Origin of the sequence: Lactiplantibacillus sp. B652 (genome assembly GCF_023806745.1) — a bacterium.
Taxonomy (GTDB): domain Bacteria; phylum Bacillota; class Bacilli; order Lactobacillales; family Lactobacillaceae; genus Lactiplantibacillus; species Lactiplantibacillus pentosus.
Map to the genome: position 1 here is coordinate 114280 of NZ_JAMSKY010000005.1, position 19653 is coordinate 133932.

Genomic DNA, 19653 nt, shown 5'->3' on the forward strand with positions numbered 1-19653 from the left:
AATTCCTGTCGGCAAAGGGATACTGGACGATACCCCTCATGACAAATTGGCAGTGCGCCAAGCGACCCGCACGATATTCAAGGCAACCCTTCGACTAGAATCATCCCGGCAAAAACTTTTGATTGCGCACGACTGATGTAAGCGTCAACATTAGTAAACCCCTTAAAGTTATAATAAATATTTATATACTTTTTGATAGCAATAACTAACAAACTGACAGTATCAGTCTAACTGGTAAAAAAAGATTGATAATGGCAAACGCCAATATCAATCTTTTTTATCCCATCAGGGGTTTAACTAATTAAGCTTTGTCGCCAGGTTCTGAGGCAATAATCTGTAAGTCACCTGACAAGGTCCACTGTTTCACATCGTATGGCAACATGAAGTGGACACCTTTATGCAATGGATAATCCTGACCGTCGACCGTAATCTTTCCGTCACCATCTAAGACGGAAACCAAGGTGTAAGGTGCCTTACCGCGGTTGAAAGTCGCTTGGCCATTCGTCAACCGCCATTGCCAAACGCTAAAGAATGGTGATTGGACGTAAGTCGTGACGGTCGCATCGCCGACCTGAGTCGTGGTGATATTCAAGTCCGGATCATGGTGGGGCACATTGGTCGTGTCAATCGACTGTTGTAAGTGCAATTCGCGCTTCTTACCCGTCGTCTTATCAACCCGATCCCAGTCATAGAGCCGGTAAGTCGTATCGGAGCTCTGTTGGGTCTCTAAGACCATGATGCCCTTGCCGACCGCGTGAATCGTTCCCGATGGCACGTATAGAAAGTCCCCGGCTTTAACGGGAACCCGCCGTAATAGCTTGTCCCATTCGCCATTGTTGATCCATTCAGCGAGCTGTTCGCGCGTCTTAGCATGGTGGCCGTAAATCATCGTTGCGCCTGGTTCTGCAGCGATGACGTACCAGCATTCAGTCTTGCCGAGCTCATGTTCATGTTCGGCCGCGTATGCGTCATCTGGATGAACTTGAACCGACAAATCTTCACTTGCATCCAAAATCTTAGTTAACAGTGGGAACACATCCCCTTTGGCATTACCAAAGACGTCGCGATGCTGTGCCCAGACTTGATCTAGGGTCATGCCAGCATACGGGCCGTTTTCAACCGTGGCAGGGCCATGCGGATGTGCCGAAATTGCCCAACATTCGCCGGTATGGTCGCTCGGAATATCATAGCCGAAATCATCATGTAATTTCGTGCCACCCCAAATTTTTTCATGAAACACTGGCTTTAAAAAGTACGGTTCACTCATAAGATTTACTCACTCCATTGCTGAATTTGATACTTAAAGTTTAGCATATATGAAAGCGGTTGTGAAACTAGAGCGGCAATTTTGTAACCGTATCCGCCAACCAAGCCGCAATCAAGCGACGACGCGCTGGTAAAAACTGCTGATTATTGGCAACTGGATGGACGCGGTTTGATAAGAAGACTAGCGCTTGTTGTCGTTGACGGTCGAGCATCAACAACGTGCCGGTGTATCCGGTGTGAAAAATGACCGGTTGCTGTCCCGCTGCACGGTGCCAGAGATTCCAGCCAAAACTCCGCCGTAAATGGTGGTTCGGCGTCCAGTCTTGATACAGACTTGCAATGGTCGCCGGTTCCAAGACTTCTGGAATCGTCATTTGACCAAGCATCAACCGTGAAAACCGGACCAGGTCAGCAACACTCGCAAATAACCCAGCTGAGCCGCAACGTGCTCCTAACACCCGTGCTTTCGGATCATGTACGATTCCTTGCAATAACCCTGTCGCTTCCGTATACGTCGTTGGAATGGCTTGTTGTGGGTCTGGATCAAACGTCGCGTCTGGCAAATTCAATGGCTTGATAACACGTTCTGTAATGACTTGCTGAACTGGCTGGTGATAGACTTGCTCAATGACTAAACCCATCAAAATCAACCCTAAATCCGTGTAAACGACACGATGATTCCGATTACGTTCACTAAGCGGTAACTGTTGAATCGCAGCTAATAGGGCTGTGGCACCCAACGCATTACGATTCGGTATATACCCGCTCAAGCCACTCGTATGAGTCATCAGGTTGCGAATCGTAACGGTCGTGGACGGTAACGTTGGTAAATAGTCATGAACTGGCCGGTCCAGGTCTAACTTCCCAGCTGCCAACAATTGTAAGGCCACCGTGGTCGTTCCCACGACCTTGGTCACCGATGCCAGATCATAAACGGCGTGTGGCCAAATCGGCTTAGTCGTCGGTTGCAGCTGGGCCACACCCACTTGGCGTTCAATAACCTGCTCACCATCAATCAGTGCATAGCTCGCACCCGGAATCACCTTCTTCGCCACCATTGCCGCAATCTGGGCTTCAGTTCTCTCAAAATTCACCATTAAATCACTCATTCTCTCTCAAATTTATCCCTTGGCTAACATCCTACATTGCAGACCGTAGCCGACTTCATACTACTTATTGTACAAAATACAACTAATACGCATTGTGCTAGTTAATTTGTCATGATTCATGGTTAAATCATGGCAAGTTGGCGTCCTGTTCGTCAGCCGATGAGCGCCTTAGTCCGACTTCCGGGGCTGGCTGACAACGCTGGAACAGGGCGGACATCGATTTAAACTCACGCAGAAACCCACTGCGCAATTTCAAATTCGAGTCTTCTTCTAGCCCGGGGACCCCACCCGGACAAGAAGAATTTCGCCCTTGAGCATTGTCAGCCAGCCCCTACAGTCGGGAACCCGCTCGAATGGCAGATGAACGGCCACCTATCTGGGTACAATTGACCACTGAATATTAAGTGACTGGTCCTTCAAGCAAACTTTTAATCGATATTCGATGATGCTTTATGGCACTTTAATACTGAGAAGACTATCGAATATGATTTACAAAATCCACGGCCGATAGTCCTGAATTTAGTCGATAAAATTGCCTTCGTTTGTAGTTTCTGGCTTTGCCATCTCAAACGGCTAAAGAAAATTCTGACAATTTCAGTGAAACTGCTGGTTAGAAGTTCAAAACATGGGTAAAAAGGTTCAGCTATTGTTTAAAACCAGCCTTACAGTTGACTATCAAAATGACCGTATGCTAAGAACCGACAACTAATCTAACAAAAAGTTGGGTCCGCACACGTCTGCCTTTCGAATACCATCCCGGCTGGAAGGTATTCTGGGCAAGGCCAAGTATTTTCAGAGTGTGAGGTTCAGACGGGTTGGGACTGAGGATTAGCCTAGCTAGAGCGTTAAGCGGCGAACTTCCGCTTGGCGTTCTGGCGTAGCTAACCGGAAGTCCCTGTCTGACCCGAACACGTTTCGTCCATGTCGCAGCCAGCGTGAAAGACCAGTATTTAAGACGTGATTTGTCGGCTTAAATCTGTGTTGTCCACCACGTTCCGGCCATTGACCAGAATACCTGGAAGCCGGCCTAGGACGTCTCCACAATAGCAAGTTTACGCTAACTCGTACTGTTACCAGCGGTCCTCAGCTGGCGGCACTTGACCTCCGCAATCAGCCTCATGCTCGCCGAAACAGCCGTGGTAGAACCACTAACCAGTAACAGCCAAGCGCGATGCCGCCAATCACGAGTGGCCAAGGTTTGGATAACAGCTGATGTTGATAGCCGAGTGTACACGCGACTAGCACCACCGTACTTGCCCATTCAATAACTTGCCAATGCCGATTCAATACTTTCATCCGCCCATTCGTCTCCTTTTATTGTAACGCGTTCCCCGTCCTGCTCGCAGGATCCTCAATAATCTTAACCTAACCATAATCGCTTGACCACCCTCTTTTGGCCAATTAGAAACCCCTGGTCTTTGTTACGGCTACGAATGATTTTTGCCGACTAATTGACATCAAAAATATCTGCCGCCAGTATCAAATTTTTCACCTACTTACTAACAACAGATCTTATGGCGCCAAAAAACGACCTCAATCGCGTTCGGATTACGAACCGACCAAAGTCGTCATTTAATGCTTCAAAATTAGTCTAAATCAACTTTTTGAATCCAGCCTTCAGGTGCTTCACGGTCACCGAATTGGATCCCAGTTAATTCATCGTATAACTTCTTCGTAACTGGTCCAACTTCCGTCTCACTGTAGAAGACGTGTAGCTTGCCTTGATGTTCCAAGCCACCAATTGGTGAAATAACGGCGGCAGTCCCACAAGCGCCGGCTTCAGCAAAGCGGTCTAAGTCATCGATGTAAACATCGCCTTGTTCCGTCTTCATGCCGAATTTGTGTTCAGCTAAGTAAAGTAATGAGTACTTCGTCACTGAAGGCAAAATCGAAGGTGACTTTGGTGTTACGAAGGTGCCGTCCTTGGTGATTCCAAAGAAGTTCGCTGAACCAACTTCTTCAATCTTACGATGTTCAACGGGGTCTAAGTAGACACAGTCTGAGAACCCATCGGCATGTGCCTTTTGACCTGGGAATAAGCTGGCAGCATAGTTTCCACCGACTTTATAAGCACCGGTCCCTTTGTGGGCAGCACGGTCATATTCAGAAGTAGTGAAGTTCGTTGGCGTCATGCCACCTTTGAAGTAGCTCCCAACGGGCATCGCAAAGACGGTGAAGATATATTCGTCAGCTGGGTGCACACCGATGTTACCGCCGACCCCAATCATGAGTGGCCGTAAGTATAACGTTGCGCCAGTACCATATGGTGGCACGTAGTCTTGGTTCGCCTTGACGACTTGCTTAACGGCGTCCACAAACATGTCAGTTGGCACTTGTGGCATTAATAACCGTTCACAACTCGTTTGCATTCGAGCAGCATTACGGTCTGGCCGGAATAATTGGACACTGCCATCCTTAGTCCGATAAGCTTTTAAGCCTTCGAAATCTTGTTGGCCGTAGTGTAACGCGGTTGAACCTTCACTGATATGTAAGGTTGCGTCTCCGGTTAATTCTTTCTTATACCAGTCACCATCTTTCCAATACGCGCGGTAACGGTACGGAAGGTTACGGTATTCGAATCCTAAGTTGTTCCAGTCCAATTGTACGTCTGCCATATATTTCGACTTCTTTCATATGTAATTTCCAAATTGATTAATTTGAATTTAATTAAAAGATTAATGGTTAATTAGAACTTTGTCAAGGGGCAATGAAACATTTTCAACGTTTGACTCAATTTTTGGTATAATGGGGGTAAATATCGCAAAGGACTGGTTCGTCGTGGCTAGTAATTCAGATTCAATTTATAACGTCATGTTCTATATCGCCCATCATCCGGCTGAAATCGCCTTTACGCAGCCAGAATACACGAATGTCGTGCGGATGGGCATCCCCGACAGCGTCAAGGTCGCTAACCCTGAAATTTATTTTCCTGACAACAAATTATTAGTCAATCGATTTCAAGATGACTTCGTTGCTAAAAATGGGAACCTGCTAGACTTCTTCTTCGATTATACTGAGAAAAAAGTGCCGAATTACCACGAAGTCTGGGTTTCATCCGCGCATCTCCCAGCTAAGAAAATGTATTTCCTGGAACTTTCTTTTGAATAGTGTGTGGCATTGCTATTAATTAGCGAAAAACCTGTATCACCGTATGCCAAAAGCACCGTTTAGTTCACCCCAATCTTGGGCTGACTAAACGGTGCTTTTAAGTCTGACCTACTTCGTCATAAAAATGTATAAATCCGAAGCAGAGACACCAATCGTGAACCGCACACCCTTAGAAGTGATTGGATCGATGGTGGTCGTCGTACTACTGTTATCCTTAGTTTCCTTTTGGAACTGCTTCATCACCGTCTTGGCATTGGCACCAGTGGTCGTCGCCATTAATGCAAACGCGGTTCCGAAGTTCTTTTGACGGGTCTTATTCTTAAAGGCCTTCGTTGGCACAATCATCGCTGCGCCCATCACGTCACCCTTTTGAACGTTCATCCGAATCTTATAGTCCTTAGTCGTCAAAACGTTGCTCAGCCCATCGCTAGGCGTCTTAGTCGGCAACAACTGCGACTTGACCTTTTGCTTAGCAGTCTTCATCGCCGCCGCAACGGCTTGTTGACTCGTCTGGAGACTAGCCGCTTGCGTCTTAAGCTTGGCCGCGGCAGTTTGTTGCGCTTGTAGCGTTTGAGCTGCCGTGGTTGCGCCAGTCCCGCCAGCCTTTAGTTGGGCTTCGGCTTTTTTGACCTTCGTCTGAATCGTGGCCTGTTGCTTCTTGAGTGCGGCACCTTCTCCCTGCAATTTTTGGGCCTTCTTCTGGTCCGCTTTGCTTAATTTCGAGGCAATCAGTGCTTGATTATAAGTCGTCGCCATCTTTTGATAACTGGCGAGCTTCTTAGCCCCAGCCACGTGGACGGTCTTTGAATCAGAACCGGCTTTGATTTTGACCGCTTGGCGGGTCGTCTTGGTCGGAACTTGAATAACGAACGTATGATTATGCACATTCGCCGTCTTTTGTTGCCCACCGTCGAGCTGATAACGAACCGTCTTGGTATTGGCTTTACCCTTAACGGCCGCAACCAGCCCATTCTGTTTGTAAGTGGTTTTCGTTGTCGATAACGTCGTTTTACCACAGCCTGCTAACAAGACCGTTAGCACACCGGCAGTCACGGCAACTAATGCTGTTTTCCGGAACAATTGACACCCCTCCTTTAGCTGAGACTAATATTACCGGTAAATTGACTATTATATAGATCGGCGTAGAAGCCATTCTTCGCCATCAACTGTTCATGATTCCCAGTTTCGACTACGGAACCATGGTTCATGACGATGATGTTGTCGGCATCTTGAATCGTTGACAAACGGTGCGCGACCACGAAGCTTGTCCGATTCTTTAAGAGCCGTTCCATCGCGTGCTGGATATGAACTTCAGTCCGTGTATCGACTGAACTCGTGGCTTCATCCAAAATCAGAATTTCGGGATCCGCAACGAACGCGCGCGCAATCGTTAATAACTGCCGTTGTCCTTGCGAAATATTTGACGCTTCTTCGTTCAGAACAGTCTGGTAACCATCCGGTAATTTCCGGACAAAACTGTCAACGTGCGCGGCTTTAGCAGCGGCGTAGATTTCATCATCCGTCGCGTCTTCACGCCCATACTTCAAGTTGTCAAAAATCGTCCCAGTGAACAGCCAAGTATCTTGGAGCACCATCGCAAAGTGTGACCGCAAATCTTCACGGTCTAAGTCACGAGTATCCGTCCCATTCAACTTGATCGAACCGCCCTTAATATCGTAGAACCGTTCCAATAAGTTGATGATGGTCGTCTTACCAGCCCCAGTTGGTCCAACAATGGCGACTTGCTGACCACGTTTCACATCCAGATTGTAATCTTTCATTAACAAGTCGTTATCCGTATAGCCGAATTGGACGTGTTGCAAACTGATCAAGTTATCCGTATCCGTTTCAGCAGGCAAGTTCGACTTGGTCTGCTTCATTTCTTCTTCGTCTAAGACTTCGAAGACCCGTTCGGCAGAAGCGACGGTCGATTGAATCGTGTTCAATAAGTTGGCCATTTGTGAAATCGGTTGTGAGAACTGTTGCGTGTATTGAAGAAAGGCTTGGATGTTCCCTAATGAGACCTTCCCATTGGCAACGTCGATCCCACCAATAATGGCGACAAACACGTAACCGATGTTGTTCAAAAACATCATCAACGGCATGATGATCCCAGAGATAAATTGGGCTTTCCATGCGGACTGATAGTAATTTTCGTTTTGGACTTCGAAGTCATCGATGGCATCTTGTTCCTTGTTGAAACTCTTGATGACCACGTGACCCGCATAGTTTTCTTCAACTTGGTTGTTCAGTAACCCCAAGCTCTTTTGTTGCGTGCCGAAGAATTTTTGTGACTTCGGTGCAATCACACCGACGACCACGACACTCAGTGGAATCGTCACGAGCGCGATCAAGGTTAGCTTCCAACTAATAGAAATCATCATCCACAGTGTCCCGATAAAGGTCACCGTACTGGTTACCGCCTGCGTCAGGTTTTGTTGTAGCGTATTGGCGATGTTATCCATATCGTTGACGGCCCGGCTCATGATATCCCCGTTAGAATGGGTATCGTAGTATGAGATCGGCACTTTTTGCATCTTGCCCTTAAACGAGCGCCGTAATTTATAAACGGTCCGTTGCGAGATCCGGGTCATGATATATTGTTGGATAAAGTTGAACAGTGCTGAGGCCAAATACATGATAATCACGATTAGAATAATCTGACCGATCTTTTCAAAGTTGATTGGATAGCCTGACTGACTGATTCCGGCCTTCTGTTGCGCAGCACCCTTCATGATTCCTTTGTAGATTTCGGTGGTTGCTTTCCCTAAAATCTTAGGCGTCCGAATCTGGAAGATAACAGATGCAATGGCAAAAATCATCACAACGGCCAAACCGACCCAACGATCTGACATGTAGCGCATCAACCGAATCGCCGTTTTCCAAAAACTCTTAGGTTTTTCAACTAAGCCAGCGTGACCACCAGGGCCATGTCCGCCAGCTGGACGTGCCGGTTTTGTACTGGTATTCTTCTCACTCATTACAGCTGATCCTCCTCTCGTAATTGTGATTTCATAATTTCTTGATAAACTTCATTATTAGCCTTCAATTCAGCATGTGTTCCCTTACCGACTAATTTGCCGTTATCGAGAACCAGAATCAAGTCAGCATCCGCCACCGTTGCGATCCGTTGCGCAACAATGACCACGACACTCTGTTGAATCTGCTTGTCTTGCCGTAATTCAGCCCGCAGTTGGGCATCCGTCTTGAAGTCCAAGGCAGAAAACGAATCATCAAAGACGTAAGCTGAGGCTTGTTTGACAAGCGCACGGGCAATCGCTAACCGTTGCCGTTGTCCACCGGAGAAGTTACCCCCGCCCTGTTCAACGTGGGCATCTAAGCCGCCTTCTTCTTTGACGAAATCGGTCGAACGGGCAATTTCAAGTGCATGCCAGATTTCATCATCAGTGGCATGTTCATTCCCAAACTGCATGTTTTCTCGAATCGTCCCAGTGAACAATGTCGCCGTTTGAGGCACGAATGAGACCGCTTGGTGTAAATCAGCTAGTTTCAATTGACGGACATCCGTCCCATCCAGCTTGATCAACCCACTTTCAATATCATAGAACCGTGGAATCAGGTTGACTAAGGTCGTTTTCCCAGACCCAGTTCCCCCAATAATCGCCACAGTTTGACCAGAATGGGCCTTGAAGTCGATATCAGCTAGTGCCAACTGTTCTGCACTTTGATACCGGTAGTCGACATGGTCGAATTCCAGCGTATGTTCCGTCGTTGCAGGCAAGGTCGTCGCCTTGTCAGGATCAGTAATTTTCGGTTCAATATTTAAGACTTCTTGAATCCGGGAAGCTGAGGCGGCCGCCCGTGGAATGAAGGCGAACACCATCGCCAGCATCATGAAGCTCATCAGTACTTGCATCGCGTAAGTCATGAAGGCAATCATGTTCCCGACTTGCATGGTTTGGCTGCTGATCAATTGACCACCAAACCAGACGATTGCGACGTTGGTTCCACTCATGATCAAAGTCATGACGGGATAAGCCAAGGCAACGATCGTATTAACTTTAATGGCATTCTGCGTGTAATCTTGGTTGGCATCTTCGAAGCGATTCTGTTCGAATTTATCTTGACGGAAAGCCCGAATAACCCGAACCCCGGTCAAGCCTTCACGAAAGACCAAGTTGATACGGTCGGTCTTGGTTTGCATCGCCCGGAAGAGCGGAATGGCAAAGGCCATGATTAAACCAATAAAGATCAACAGGACTGGAATCGACACGACGAAGATCCAAGTCAATTCATGACTCTTGGTGTAGGCCAAAAAGCTCGCCCCGACCAGCATGATTGGCGCCATGATCATCATTCGCAACGCCATCATGGCAACGTTTTGAATTTGAACCACGTCATTGGTCGTCCGCGTAATCAGCGAAGACGTCTCAACTTTATCAAATTCATCATTAGAAAAGTTGATGACCTTCTTATATATATCTGACCGCAAGTTCTTCCCTAACTGTTGGGAAGACCGCGCCGCCAAGAAGACGTTTCCAAAGGCCGCCACGACAGACAATAACGAAAATCCAATCATTTCAAATCCGATTTTCCAAATATAATCAATGTCACCAGTGGCAACCCCGTTGTTCACAATATTAGATGTCAAACTAGGTAGATTTAAGGTCGCAATGACTTGCACGATCATAAATAAAATCGCGCCAATCACCGCGGGATAAGAAATCCGACCCTTTGCTATTTTAAGCATTTACACGCTCCCCTTCATTCATTATTAAATTAATAATGCAGTATATTAATCTAACGAAAAACGGTCATCTTGTCAACCATCTTTACAAGTCTCACGCAAACTATTGTAACGCACTGACCACTAATTGGCACTTAAAAGGTATTAAGAATTCTTTAAGGCCGGTTGTGACGACTCAAAAAAAGCGCCCGCTAGCAACATTGCTAGTCAGACGCTGGTCTAATCATGATTTTAAGGCTTGTCGTGCGCGTTGTGGGACTGCACTCACCGTGACCGCTTCCCAGGAATTCACATTTTGGCCCTTGGTGTCGATTTTCAAATAGTGGCATTGTTTCAGGCGGTGGTCCGCGGTAAACGTTAACCAACGCCGCTTGCCCTGACCGTCACTAGTCCGCAGACGATAGGTGTAGACATCCTCCCCCATCTGACCCAAGTGATGGTCGATCGGCTGATTCGTCAGCCCGTAAACGGTCGTTTCAGCGACCATTGGATTGACATTATCCAATGCCATCGCAAACTCATCACCCCGATTCTTCGTCAAGGCTGGACTCAAGATACCTAGTCCAACGCCCAATAACCCCACCAGTGCAATTAAACCCAGTAACCCCTTTTTCTTCATCATGCGACTCCCCCTCGTATTAATTAAGTTAAGTTCTAAGCTTAACGGAAGTCTGGCACGAAAGACATGGTAATTAAGCTTTCTTAATTGCCTTAACAAATTACTAATGTGACTAACACTTCCTTAATTATTAAGGAAGTTATTTTAACAATAGTACAATTATTATCGCGCGACGGTCGGATATCGATTAGAATGAGAAGTAAGATAACTGGTCATTACATTATGGGGGGAACAACATGACTATTCGGGGAATCAAAGCTTTACTCAGTCTGGCACTCGGGCTGGGTCTTTTATCAGGCTGCCAAGCCGCTACGACCGCGACCAAGACAACTAGCAGCCAATCCAGTCAGACATCCAGAGTCACCACTAAACGCACGCAGAAGGCCACTCAGCGCCATTCTACAAGCCAGCCGTATCGGCATTGGCATTCTGTCAAAGTCGTCCACTTACCGATTTTAATGTATCACAGCATTTCTAGCGGTAACCAGTTACGCGTCCCAGCAAGCGAATTTCGCACCCAGATGACTTATCTGAAGCGTCACGGGTACCGCACGCTGACCGCCGACGAAGCCGTTTACGCACTCAAAACACATCGGGTCCCGCAACAAAAAATCGTGTGGGTCACGCTCGATGATAGTTATAAAGACAATCTAACGGCAGCTTGGCCGATCTTGAAACAGACCAACCAACACGCGACCATCAACTTCATTACCGGCTTCACGAACAAAAAGAATCACTTGACGCTTGCGGACGCCCAACGTATGAAAGCCTCAGGCGTCGTTGATTTTCAAAGCCACACTGTTCGCCATTTGGATCTCAATAACCTCACCTATCAAGTCCAACTGAGCGAGCTCACTTGCTCCAAAAAGTGGCTCGACCAACATCTGCAACAAAAGACCGCGGTCATCTGTTACCCAGCTGGTCGGGCGAACCAGCAGACGATCAGAGCGGATAAGCAGGCCGGCTACCAGTACGCCCTCTCAACCGCGCCAGGAATCGCCACTAGCACGCAATCACCCTACAACTTAACTCGTCAACGGGTCACACCTGGAATGTCGCTGACGGCCTTTGAGAGCCTGCTAACGGGGATACGGTAAAGCCAGTTGAGCCTTTTATTCAGTTGGTCGATTATTGGCGCTAATTTGGCAATCAAATTCAACTTGCGTGATTGTTGGACTGCTGCAATCCATGTTCACTCGTCACACTAACCGTTCGCTTGATGGAGAACCAGAAAATAGGTGCAAAAAAATCCCAGCTAAGCAAGGCGCTAGCTGGGATTATCCGTTTGATTCAATTGGGTATACTGGGCTCGAACCAGTAAATTACGGATTCAGAGTCCGCTGCCTTACCAATTTGGCGAATACCCAATAACAACTATTTAATAGTAACTTTTCCATCAAATACTGTCAAGACTTTGCTGAAATTTTATGCAGCTTTTTTGGATTTTTTCTTGTACTCAACCACGGTCATCAACTAAACTAGTCAACAAGAAGGTGAGGACTTGTCAAAGACAGAACTTGATCGGCTATTTAACCATTTTCGCCAGCAACTAATCGTCTGGGCGGTGACTGCAATTGGTTTAGCCGTGATGCGTAATTTTTTATTACCACAATTATTAACGTTTGTCTTCTGGTGCAGTGTAGCATATTGCTTACTACTTTTCATCGGCCTAGTCATCGTCACTATTTTTCGTTGGCGACGCTCATAATTCATTTGACAAGTGCCTTATCATTCGGTAAGATAATAAATGAATTTGTGCCCGCTGGTCAAATTGGTTAAGACGTCGCCCTCTCAAGGCGGAGTTACGGGTTCGATCCCCGTGCGGGTGATAAGTCGACGTCGGATGAATAATTAGAAGTAGGCTAAACGTTATGATATCAACGTTTAGCCTACTTTTATTTTGGCCTTAATTGGCAAAAATCGGCCACATTTGAGTACAACCACTCAAGTAGGCACTATCAACCAACAAAGGCACCAGTTCTAATCGTATTACGATGAACGAAGCTCTGCACTGCGTTGTGCTAATTGTTATTCGGCATTCATTAGGGTTAAAACGTGCCACTCAAATGGCTTACTGTTCGTCCGCACATGCGCGTTTTTTTGCCTTCCAAGGCAGTTGACAATCTCTGACCGCCATTGCCCAGAATGCCTGTAAGCCGGCGTAGGACAAGCCTATCACTGCATGTCTACGGTAATTCGCACTGCTTCCAGCGGTCCTCAGCTGGCTGTTTTTGAACTTCAGAACTGGCATGATTCATAACAAATTAGCCCCCCGCTCACCGCACCCAATTTTTCATTTTTCTCAAACAAAACGGTTTACGCACTCTGGTTGAGGTTTATAATAGAGATGTAGACTGTCTGTTAAGCCTTGTAAATTAGGTTCCATGTAAAGTCAATACAAAGGAGATAATGTTATTGGTATACAAAGATGTTTTTGGTATCGATCACGATGATTGTCACATTGTTCAGACGCGGCACGAGTTCAATCGGATCTTCATTATTGAAAATGAAGTCGGCTCTCGTTTTACTTGCATCAAGGACAACGCCCCACTAGAGAAAAAGATGTCTGGGCATTGGAAATATGCAAAGGCGAGCGACGCCCCGAAGAACTACGCCGTTCCTTATAAGGCTCAGAAAAACTAACAACCGGTGAAAAGAGGATTACGATGCGGCGTTATCAACCGTTAACCAAACCAGATGGGCGGGTTCCCCACTCGACTAGTCACCATACCAATCCCTATTATGGGCAACGCGGTGCCGACTGGGTCAAAAATACGAATGCTTCCCTATTCAATGCGAAGCAAACGCACTCACTAACCAAGCGTGAGACTGAACAACGCGTCAGTCAACGCGCTCGCCAACTGCTATGGCTAGTCCTGGCAATCATTGCGATGGTGCTAGGTGGTTTTATCTTATTCTCGTTGGCAATTAATTTCTAATCGTCACCAAAAAACGCAACTCAGCTTGTTTAATAAGCTGAATTGCGTTTTTTTTACTAGCCCTTGATTTCTTTTGTATCCACGAGAACCTTGCTGACCATTCAAAGCTCATCAGTTAATTCAGAGGTCCGAATGCGGCCAAATTCATCGAGGAAGTTACCCAGGCGTTCTTCATTTACTTTTTCAATAGCGCGAGCCATCTTCTCGCCCTTCTCGGTCAACGTTAAGTAGCGATACCGGCGATCATAAGGATCAATGTTAAGCACAATCAAATCATTGTTGATTAGATAGGTTAGCTTCCTTGAAATCGCGGAAGACGAAACGTGGCGGTCAGCGGCTAGCTCCTTCACCGTAATCCGGTGGTCAGTGCTATGGTCAAGATAGTAGAGAATTAGAAACTGTTCAAAGGAAATATCGGCGTCTTTCACCATCGTTTGAATAATCTCCCGTAAGTGACTTTCCAGCCATGACATTCCCACTAAGACCTTTTCAAACAGTTCATCATCGTCATACTTGGCCTTCTTGGTATTAGTCTTCATCATTATTAAAACCCCATTCATGCGTCACGTTCAAGGTATCATCAACAACCCTGCAATTACGCACGGACTTCTGCTGTTGGCATTACCGTGATTTCAAGATCACGTGTCATTTGTTTTTCGATTGCAGTTTGAACATCATGGTCCGTTACAACTAAGCTGGATAACTTGCTCTTGCCATTGATAATGTCTTGAACGTGTTGATCATTCAAATCATCAGCGGAAACGATTGGCAACAAGTGGAAGTTGTCATTAGTTGCTTTCAAGCATTGGTCAAACAACGGTGAGTTGACGCCCATGACTAAGACGCTCTTTTGTTGTTGTAAGACGGATGCTAACCACCAGTTCAATAATTGTGCTTCGGAATGGAAGACATTGGTAATGGCTTCTTCCTTGTTCACAAGTTGAATGGATAATTCGTGGTTGCTCCCATATTGCTTGACCATTGCAAGTGAGTGGTCTGGACGATAGAAGTTTTCCAACGTCACTTGTGAGTTGTTGGTCCGGTCAAGGTATTGCGTTACTGATAAGAAACCAGCGGCGTCATAGACATCCCGACGAGTAGCGATTGAGCCGTTGAAGTACGTCATGTACCAGATTGCACCATTCTTGCGGTACTTCAAGGTCATGATTGGGTTTCCTTCATCGTCAGCAATTGAAACGATTTGCTTGTCAGCATTGCGCTTGTATTGCCATGCTGGATTGTCAGGTAATTCTGGCTTAGTCTTAGCAACCGCACCCGGAACCTTGGCTTGAATCGTGTAATACATATTGTACAAACCAGTGTGCTTTTGAACCAAACCAGCCGATTGATAACTGTTCCAGATTTCTGGCAAACTGTCGTTGTAGTTAACAGTAATCACATTGGCAGCGTCTTTGACTTCATCCTTCAAGAGTCCCATGATCATTTCCATGGAAGCTTTTTCTTCAGCGGATAAGGATTGGATCAAGTCCGTGCTGAAGAGGAAGTATTTGGCTGACTGATCAAATTCTACTGGTGAAACCAAGTGAGTCGTGCCGTAGTCCGATTTTAACTTAGCATCAATACCTTCGATTTTTTGTTGCAAACCGGTAACGATCGTGGCGTTTTGATCATAGTCATGCTGTAACCGATTGATTTTCTGATTAATGAGGTTCAATGAACGTTCTTGTTCATCCTGAGCACTCTTCGTCTTGCGATCGTACGCAACCAAAGCATCTTGAGCGGTATGTAAGTCTTTTTCCGCACTCGTAATCGCGTGTTCCTTCCGTGAGCGTTCACGGGTTTCAGTCTGTTCACGCTTCTGAAGTTTCACGAGTTCACTGTTGATTGAATCACTCTTTTGATACAGGTCTTGCGCTTGCTTCTCTTGTTGCTTCATCAGGACGAATAACTTCTTCAAGTCTTGTTCGCCTTGAATGGCCTTACGCATATCAGCTTCATTTTGCTTCAAATCAGCTAATGATTGTTCGGACTGAGTGATCTTCTTTTCTAATGACTTGATCGTCTGGTCGCTCTTGGCAAGCGCCTTTTTGGCATCATCATAACGCTTTTGGGCAGCATTGATCTTCTTGACCATACCATCACGTTCAGCGTCATTAGTCGTCACCACTTTGTCCTGCTTAGATAAAGTGACCTTAGCATCTTTTAACTGTTGTTCTAAGTTTAGTTGTTCAGCGACTAACGTTTCATACTGTTGCTTTTCATGCTTACGGTCCTGAACTAATTGAACCTTAAGTTCTCCCCGTAAAGTTTGGTATTGCTTGTTTAAGTCGGCCATTTCACGTTCAATAGCAGCACTATTCTTCGCCGCCGTTTGAGTCGCACGCCGCTGGTTGACCCGGTTTTGGCCCTTAACTGGGGCACTAGTTGAAGCCGTGGTGGCAGCACTAGTTGGCCGGACACCCACAGCCGACCGGACATTAGGGGTCGTACTGCTTTGGGTTGCCTTTGGTTTTGGCTTCTGAGCAGCAACGGTTGAAGTCGCCGTTGCACGCTCAGAATGATTGCGGTAATCCTCATTCTTATCTCTGCGCTTTTTATTGAACATCTTCATAATGCAACTCCTCCATAAACTTGATTGTTTGCTCAAAGAGTAGAAGGGTCTTCGCGGACCCTTCTATCCGTTCAGCAAATAATCAAGCTATTCTAATTATTATGCTTCATGCTTGCGACGAGAAACGCCAAAGTATAGCGCTGAACCCATCAACAAGGTTGAAAGACCTAACACAGCCAAGGCTGTCCCGTTTTCGTCTTCATCGGTTTGTGGTAACGTCTTCGCGTCAGAAGTCGTGGTCTTAGTCGTTACAACTGGCTTCAATGAAGCTGCAGCCGTAGCAGGCACAACCCCACTAGTCCCGTTGCTAGTCGTTGCCGTAGTGGTTGGGGCAACTTCATCATCAGAAACGGTCGTTGCTGGTGCAGTGGTTGTACCAGTTGAACCGTTGGATGAGTTGTTGTCATCCACATCATCATCACTAGGCGTCGTTACAGGTGCAGTAGTTGGTGCAGTTGTAGTCGTACCAGTGCCGCCACCATTGATGTTGTCGCCAGTACCAGGTGCAGTGGTTGGTGCACTAGTAGGTGCTGTCGTTGGAGCAGTAGTTGGTGCAGTTGTAGGTGCAGTTGTTGGCGTAGTAGTTGGTGCAGTCGTGGTGCCGCCGTTATCATTCTTAACATAAGTTAAGGTGATCGTTGCGTCATCAGCAACCGTACCACTCAATTTACCATCAGCTGACTTGTAAGTGTAACCATCGATGGATGGTGTTGCGACCGTGTAAGTGTCCCCAACTTTGTAAGTCGTGGTCGTTGCGGTCTTGATGGTGTTACCATCTGCATCAACATAGTTAACCGTGATCGTCTTAGTTTGTTCAGTTGGTGTGGTGCTACCGTTCTTCGTGTAAACAAGGGTAACCGTGTTGCCTTTGTAAGCAATCGTCCCGGCAATCGCATCACCAGTTGAGTGATCGTAAGTGTAACCTGCGATTTCTGGTTGACCAACCGTGTAAGCTTGTCCAACGATATATTCAGTTACGCTAGATGCTTTGATAGTGTTGCCATCTGCATCAACGTAATTGATCGTCAAGTTAGCTTTGTTTTCAACAGGAGTTGTTGAATCCTTAGTGTAAGTTAAGGTAATGGTCTTGTTGCCATCAACCGTACCAGTCAAAGCAGCATCGGCGGACTTGTAAGTGTAACCATCAATTGCTGGGGTTGCAACGGTGTAAGTTGAACCGTTGTCTAACGTTTGTGAAGTAGCAGCTTTGATTGTGTTGCCATCTTCATCGACGTAGTTAACCGTAACAGTTGATTGTTCTACTGGTGTTGCGTTCTTGGTGTAAGTTAAGGTAATTGTCTTATTACCATCAACCGTACCACTCAAAGCAGCATCAGCGGACTTGTAAGTGTAACCATCAATTGCTGGCGTTTCAACGTTGTAAGTTGAACCGTTATCTAACGTTTGTGAAGTAGCAGCTTTGATCGTGTTGCCATCTTCGTCGACGTAGTTAACCGTAACAGTTGATTGTTCTACTGGCGTTGCATTCTTGGTGTAAGTTAAGGTAATTGTCTTATTACCATCAACCGTACCAGTCAAAGCAGCATCGTCGGACTTGTAAGTGTAACCATCAATTGCTGGCGTTTCAACGGTGTAAGTTGAACCGTTGTCTAACGTTTGTGAAGTAGCAGCTTTGATCGTGTTGCCATCTTCATCCACGTAGTTAACTGTAACAGTCGATTGTTCTACTGGTGTTGCATCCTTAGTGTAAGTGAAGGTAACCGTGTTACCACCAGAAACAAAGGTCCCAGTTTGAGTTGCATCACCATCTAAGGTGTAACCATCGATTGCAGCGGCGTTAACACTGTAAGTCCCGCCAACTTGAGCGGCAGTCCCATCAGCACCTTCAGTGTAGGTCTTAGAAGCTAAGATCGTGTTACCATCAGCGTCGACATAGTTAACCGTTAATTGTGAAGCTTCAGTGTTTTGTGAATAGACTAAGGTCAATTCAGTACCGACCTTGGTAATGTTGCCATCACTATCAGTCGTATCTGCAGCAACCGTACCAGTCAAGGCACTCGACTTAGTAGTGTCTAAGCTGTAGTTGCTGAATGTTGCTGGCGTAACGGTGTAAGTGTTGTCAACATCACCTTGAACCGTGGTGTCATCAGCAATCTTATTGCCGTTTTCGTCAACATAATGAACAACGACAGTTCCGGCAGCAACGGAAGTATCCATTACTTGTGTTGCGTAAGTCCATGCCGTGATTTGAGCATTGGCATCGTTGTTGTTAGCATTGGATGACAACTTGTATACAGATGTCGTACCAGTGAATTCAAGTGCAGCAGCCCGGCCACCAGTCGTTGCGTCATCGTTTGCCTTGAACGTGTACAGAATAGTGACATAATTGTCAGCATCAGTTAACTTCGTAACATCAACAGTCGCAGTTGAGGCACCCGCAGCGTAACTGGATTCCGTGCCAGATTCAGTGGCATATTCAACAGCGGTCCAAGTCCCATTACTGTTGGAACCATTTGGTGCGATTGAAACTTGACCAGAGGCGTTTGCCCAATCAAGTGCTTGGCTCTTAGTTAAGCGAATGGCAACAGCATAAGTGTGACCAGCTGTAACTTTGATATCCGTCCCATCAACATTAGTCTGAATATATTGTGCTTGGTCTTGTAAGTGACCTGAGCCAGTAGAAGTTGCGGCACTTGAAAGCGTCCCAGCATCAACGGATCCATCAGCAGTCTTATCTGCAGCTTGTGAAGCAGGTGCAGTAACCGTTGGTGCGGTCGTTGAAGCCGTAGTCGTTGCAGTTGCTGAAGAAGTTGCGGCAGCTGAAGTTGGTGTTGCAACGGCAGCTTTTACCGTACTCTTAGCTGTAACGGCGCTAGCAGTTGAAGCAGCATCACTGGCTGGTGTGGTTGCACTAGCTTGGGCTGCAGAGCTGGCAACAGTTGAAGTAGCGGTTGAAGTTGCAGCTGAACTTGCAGCACTGGTTGTTGAAGTTGCCGTTGAGCTAGCAGCGCTAGTCGTTGAAGTAGCGGCACTAGCAGCTGAAGTAGCGGTACTCGTTGAAGATGCAGAACTGGCATCCGAAGCAGCTGCTTGGCTAGTTGATGAAGCGCTAGTCGCATCCGAACTAGCATCACTTGCAACTTGTTCCGTGGTGGTATCGGCGTTAGCCGTGGTATCAGCAGAAGCATTAACATTAGCGAATACAAGGCCTGCAGCTAAAGCTAAAGTCGTGGCCCCAGCATAGACCCAGCGTTTGCCATCTTTATACATCTTTACCCGATAAATTGAATCACCGGTCATTTTTTGATTATCTTTTGACATATGGAATCCTCCCCGAACACTCACGATTTTCCGCTCTTATGTAAAATGAT

16 protein-coding genes and 2 tRNA genes are annotated in these 19653 nt (G+C 46.4%); 6 read left to right on the plus strand and 12 right to left on the minus strand.

Going from position 1 to position 19653, the window contains the following annotated elements; genetic code table 11:
- Positions 1 to 301: 301 nt before the first annotated feature.
- The 4 genes from manA to MZO40_RS08085 all read right to left on the minus strand — a co-directional run bounded on the left by manA (position 302) and on the right by MZO40_RS08085 (position 4990).
- Positions 302 to 1267 (minus strand): mannose-6-phosphate isomerase, class I, encoded by a 966-nt coding sequence (gene manA, locus MZO40_RS08070; RefSeq protein ID WP_065674774.1) that lies wholly within the window; start codon positions 1265 to 1267, stop codon positions 302 to 304.
- Positions 1268 to 1334: 67 nt separating this feature from the next.
- Positions 1335 to 2363 carry a serine hydrolase gene (locus tag MZO40_RS08075; RefSeq protein WP_105962023.1) on the minus strand — a complete coding sequence of 343 codons (1029 nt, stop codon included), beginning with the start codon at positions 2361 to 2363 and terminating at the stop codon, positions 1335 to 1337.
- A gap of 1128 nt (positions 2364 to 3491) precedes the next feature.
- Positions 3492 to 3671, minus strand: a complete 180-nt coding sequence (locus MZO40_RS08080) for a hypothetical protein (RefSeq protein WP_252133210.1) — start codon at positions 3669 to 3671, stop codon at positions 3492 to 3494.
- A 290-nt stretch (positions 3672 to 3961) separates the two neighbouring features.
- Positions 3962 to 4990: a branched-chain amino acid aminotransferase gene (locus tag MZO40_RS08085; protein WP_050339406.1), complete on the minus strand. Its 1029-nt coding sequence runs from the start codon at positions 4988 to 4990 to the stop codon at positions 3962 to 3964.
- A 130-nt stretch (positions 4991 to 5120) separates the two neighbouring features.
- Here MZO40_RS08085 and MZO40_RS08090 point away from each other — a divergent pair, with 130 nt between their 5' ends.
- Entirely contained in the window at positions 5121 to 5483 is a 363-nt protein-coding gene (locus tag MZO40_RS08090) for a hypothetical protein (protein ID WP_152706087.1), read from the plus strand.
- Positions 5484 to 5591: 108 nt separating this feature from the next.
- On the opposite strand, the gene MZO40_RS08095 is transcribed toward MZO40_RS08090, so the two are convergent.
- The 4 genes from MZO40_RS08095 to MZO40_RS08110 all read right to left on the minus strand — a co-directional run bounded on the left by MZO40_RS08095 (position 5592) and on the right by MZO40_RS08110 (position 10813).
- Positions 5592 to 6563, minus strand: coding sequence for a hypothetical protein (locus tag MZO40_RS08095; protein ID WP_252133211.1), 972 nt, complete (start codon positions 6561 to 6563; stop codon positions 5592 to 5594).
- 14 nt (positions 6564 to 6577) lie between these two features.
- Positions 6578 to 8464, minus strand: a complete 1887-nt coding sequence (locus tag MZO40_RS08100) for an ABC transporter ATP-binding protein (protein WP_021338352.1) — start codon at positions 8462 to 8464, stop codon at positions 6578 to 6580.
- Complete coding sequence (locus tag MZO40_RS08105) at positions 8464 to 10194, minus strand: ABC transporter ATP-binding protein (protein ID WP_122217842.1); 1731 nt, start codon at positions 10192 to 10194, stop codon at positions 8464 to 8466. Before MZO40_RS08105 ends, MZO40_RS08100 begins: the two co-directional genes overlap by 1 nt.
- 220 nt (positions 10195 to 10414) lie before the next feature.
- On the minus strand, positions 10415 to 10813 hold the full coding sequence (locus MZO40_RS08110; protein WP_225424067.1) for a YxeA family protein: 399 nt from the start codon (positions 10811 to 10813) through the stop codon (positions 10415 to 10417).
- Between the two features lie 233 nt (positions 10814 to 11046).
- Between MZO40_RS08110 and MZO40_RS08115 the strand changes: the two genes are divergently transcribed.
- A complete protein-coding gene (locus MZO40_RS08115) occupies positions 11047 to 11907 on the plus strand; it encodes a polysaccharide deacetylase family protein (protein ID WP_252133212.1) in 861 nt (286 codons plus the stop codon).
- Positions 11908 to 12104: 197 nt separating this feature from the next.
- Here MZO40_RS08115 and MZO40_RS08120 read toward each other — a convergent pair.
- Positions 12105 to 12177: transfer RNA gene (locus MZO40_RS08120), tRNA-Gln, on the minus strand.
- Between the two features lie 134 nt (positions 12178 to 12311).
- Between MZO40_RS08120 and MZO40_RS08125 the strand changes: the two genes are divergently transcribed.
- The 4 genes from MZO40_RS08125 to MZO40_RS08140 all read left to right on the plus strand — a co-directional run bounded on the left by MZO40_RS08125 (position 12312) and on the right by MZO40_RS08140 (position 13749).
- Entirely contained in the window at positions 12312 to 12518 is a 207-nt protein-coding gene (locus MZO40_RS08125) for a hypothetical protein (protein WP_003639245.1), read from the plus strand.
- A gap of 48 nt (positions 12519 to 12566) precedes the next feature.
- Positions 12567 to 12639, plus strand: a tRNA-Glu gene (locus tag MZO40_RS08130).
- Between the two features lie 580 nt (positions 12640 to 13219).
- Positions 13220 to 13453, plus strand: a complete 234-nt coding sequence (locus MZO40_RS08135) for a hypothetical protein (protein ID WP_105919852.1) — start codon at positions 13220 to 13222, stop codon at positions 13451 to 13453.
- Between the two features lie 23 nt (positions 13454 to 13476).
- Positions 13477 to 13749 carry a hypothetical protein gene (locus MZO40_RS08140; protein ID WP_105922407.1) on the plus strand — a complete coding sequence of 91 codons (273 nt, stop codon included), beginning with the start codon at positions 13477 to 13479 and terminating at the stop codon, positions 13747 to 13749.
- A gap of 101 nt (positions 13750 to 13850) precedes the next feature.
- Here MZO40_RS08140 and MZO40_RS08145 read toward each other — a convergent pair whose 3' ends face one another.
- The 3 genes from MZO40_RS08145 to MZO40_RS08155 all read right to left on the minus strand — a co-directional run bounded on the left by MZO40_RS08145 (position 13851) and on the right by MZO40_RS08155 (position 19603).
- Positions 13851 to 14291 carry a MarR family winged helix-turn-helix transcriptional regulator gene (locus MZO40_RS08145; RefSeq protein WP_252133213.1) on the minus strand — a complete coding sequence of 147 codons (441 nt, stop codon included), beginning with the start codon at positions 14289 to 14291 and terminating at the stop codon, positions 13851 to 13853.
- Positions 14292 to 14344: 53 nt separating this feature from the next.
- On the minus strand, positions 14345 to 16321 hold the full coding sequence (locus tag MZO40_RS08150; RefSeq protein ID WP_088771018.1) for a hypothetical protein: 1977 nt from the start codon (positions 16319 to 16321) through the stop codon (positions 14345 to 14347).
- A 99-nt stretch (positions 16322 to 16420) separates the two neighbouring features.
- Positions 16421 to 19603 (minus strand): MucBP domain-containing protein, encoded by a 3183-nt coding sequence (locus MZO40_RS08155; protein WP_252133214.1) that lies wholly within the window; start codon positions 19601 to 19603, stop codon positions 16421 to 16423.
- Between the last annotated feature and the right edge of the window lie 50 nt (positions 19604 to 19653).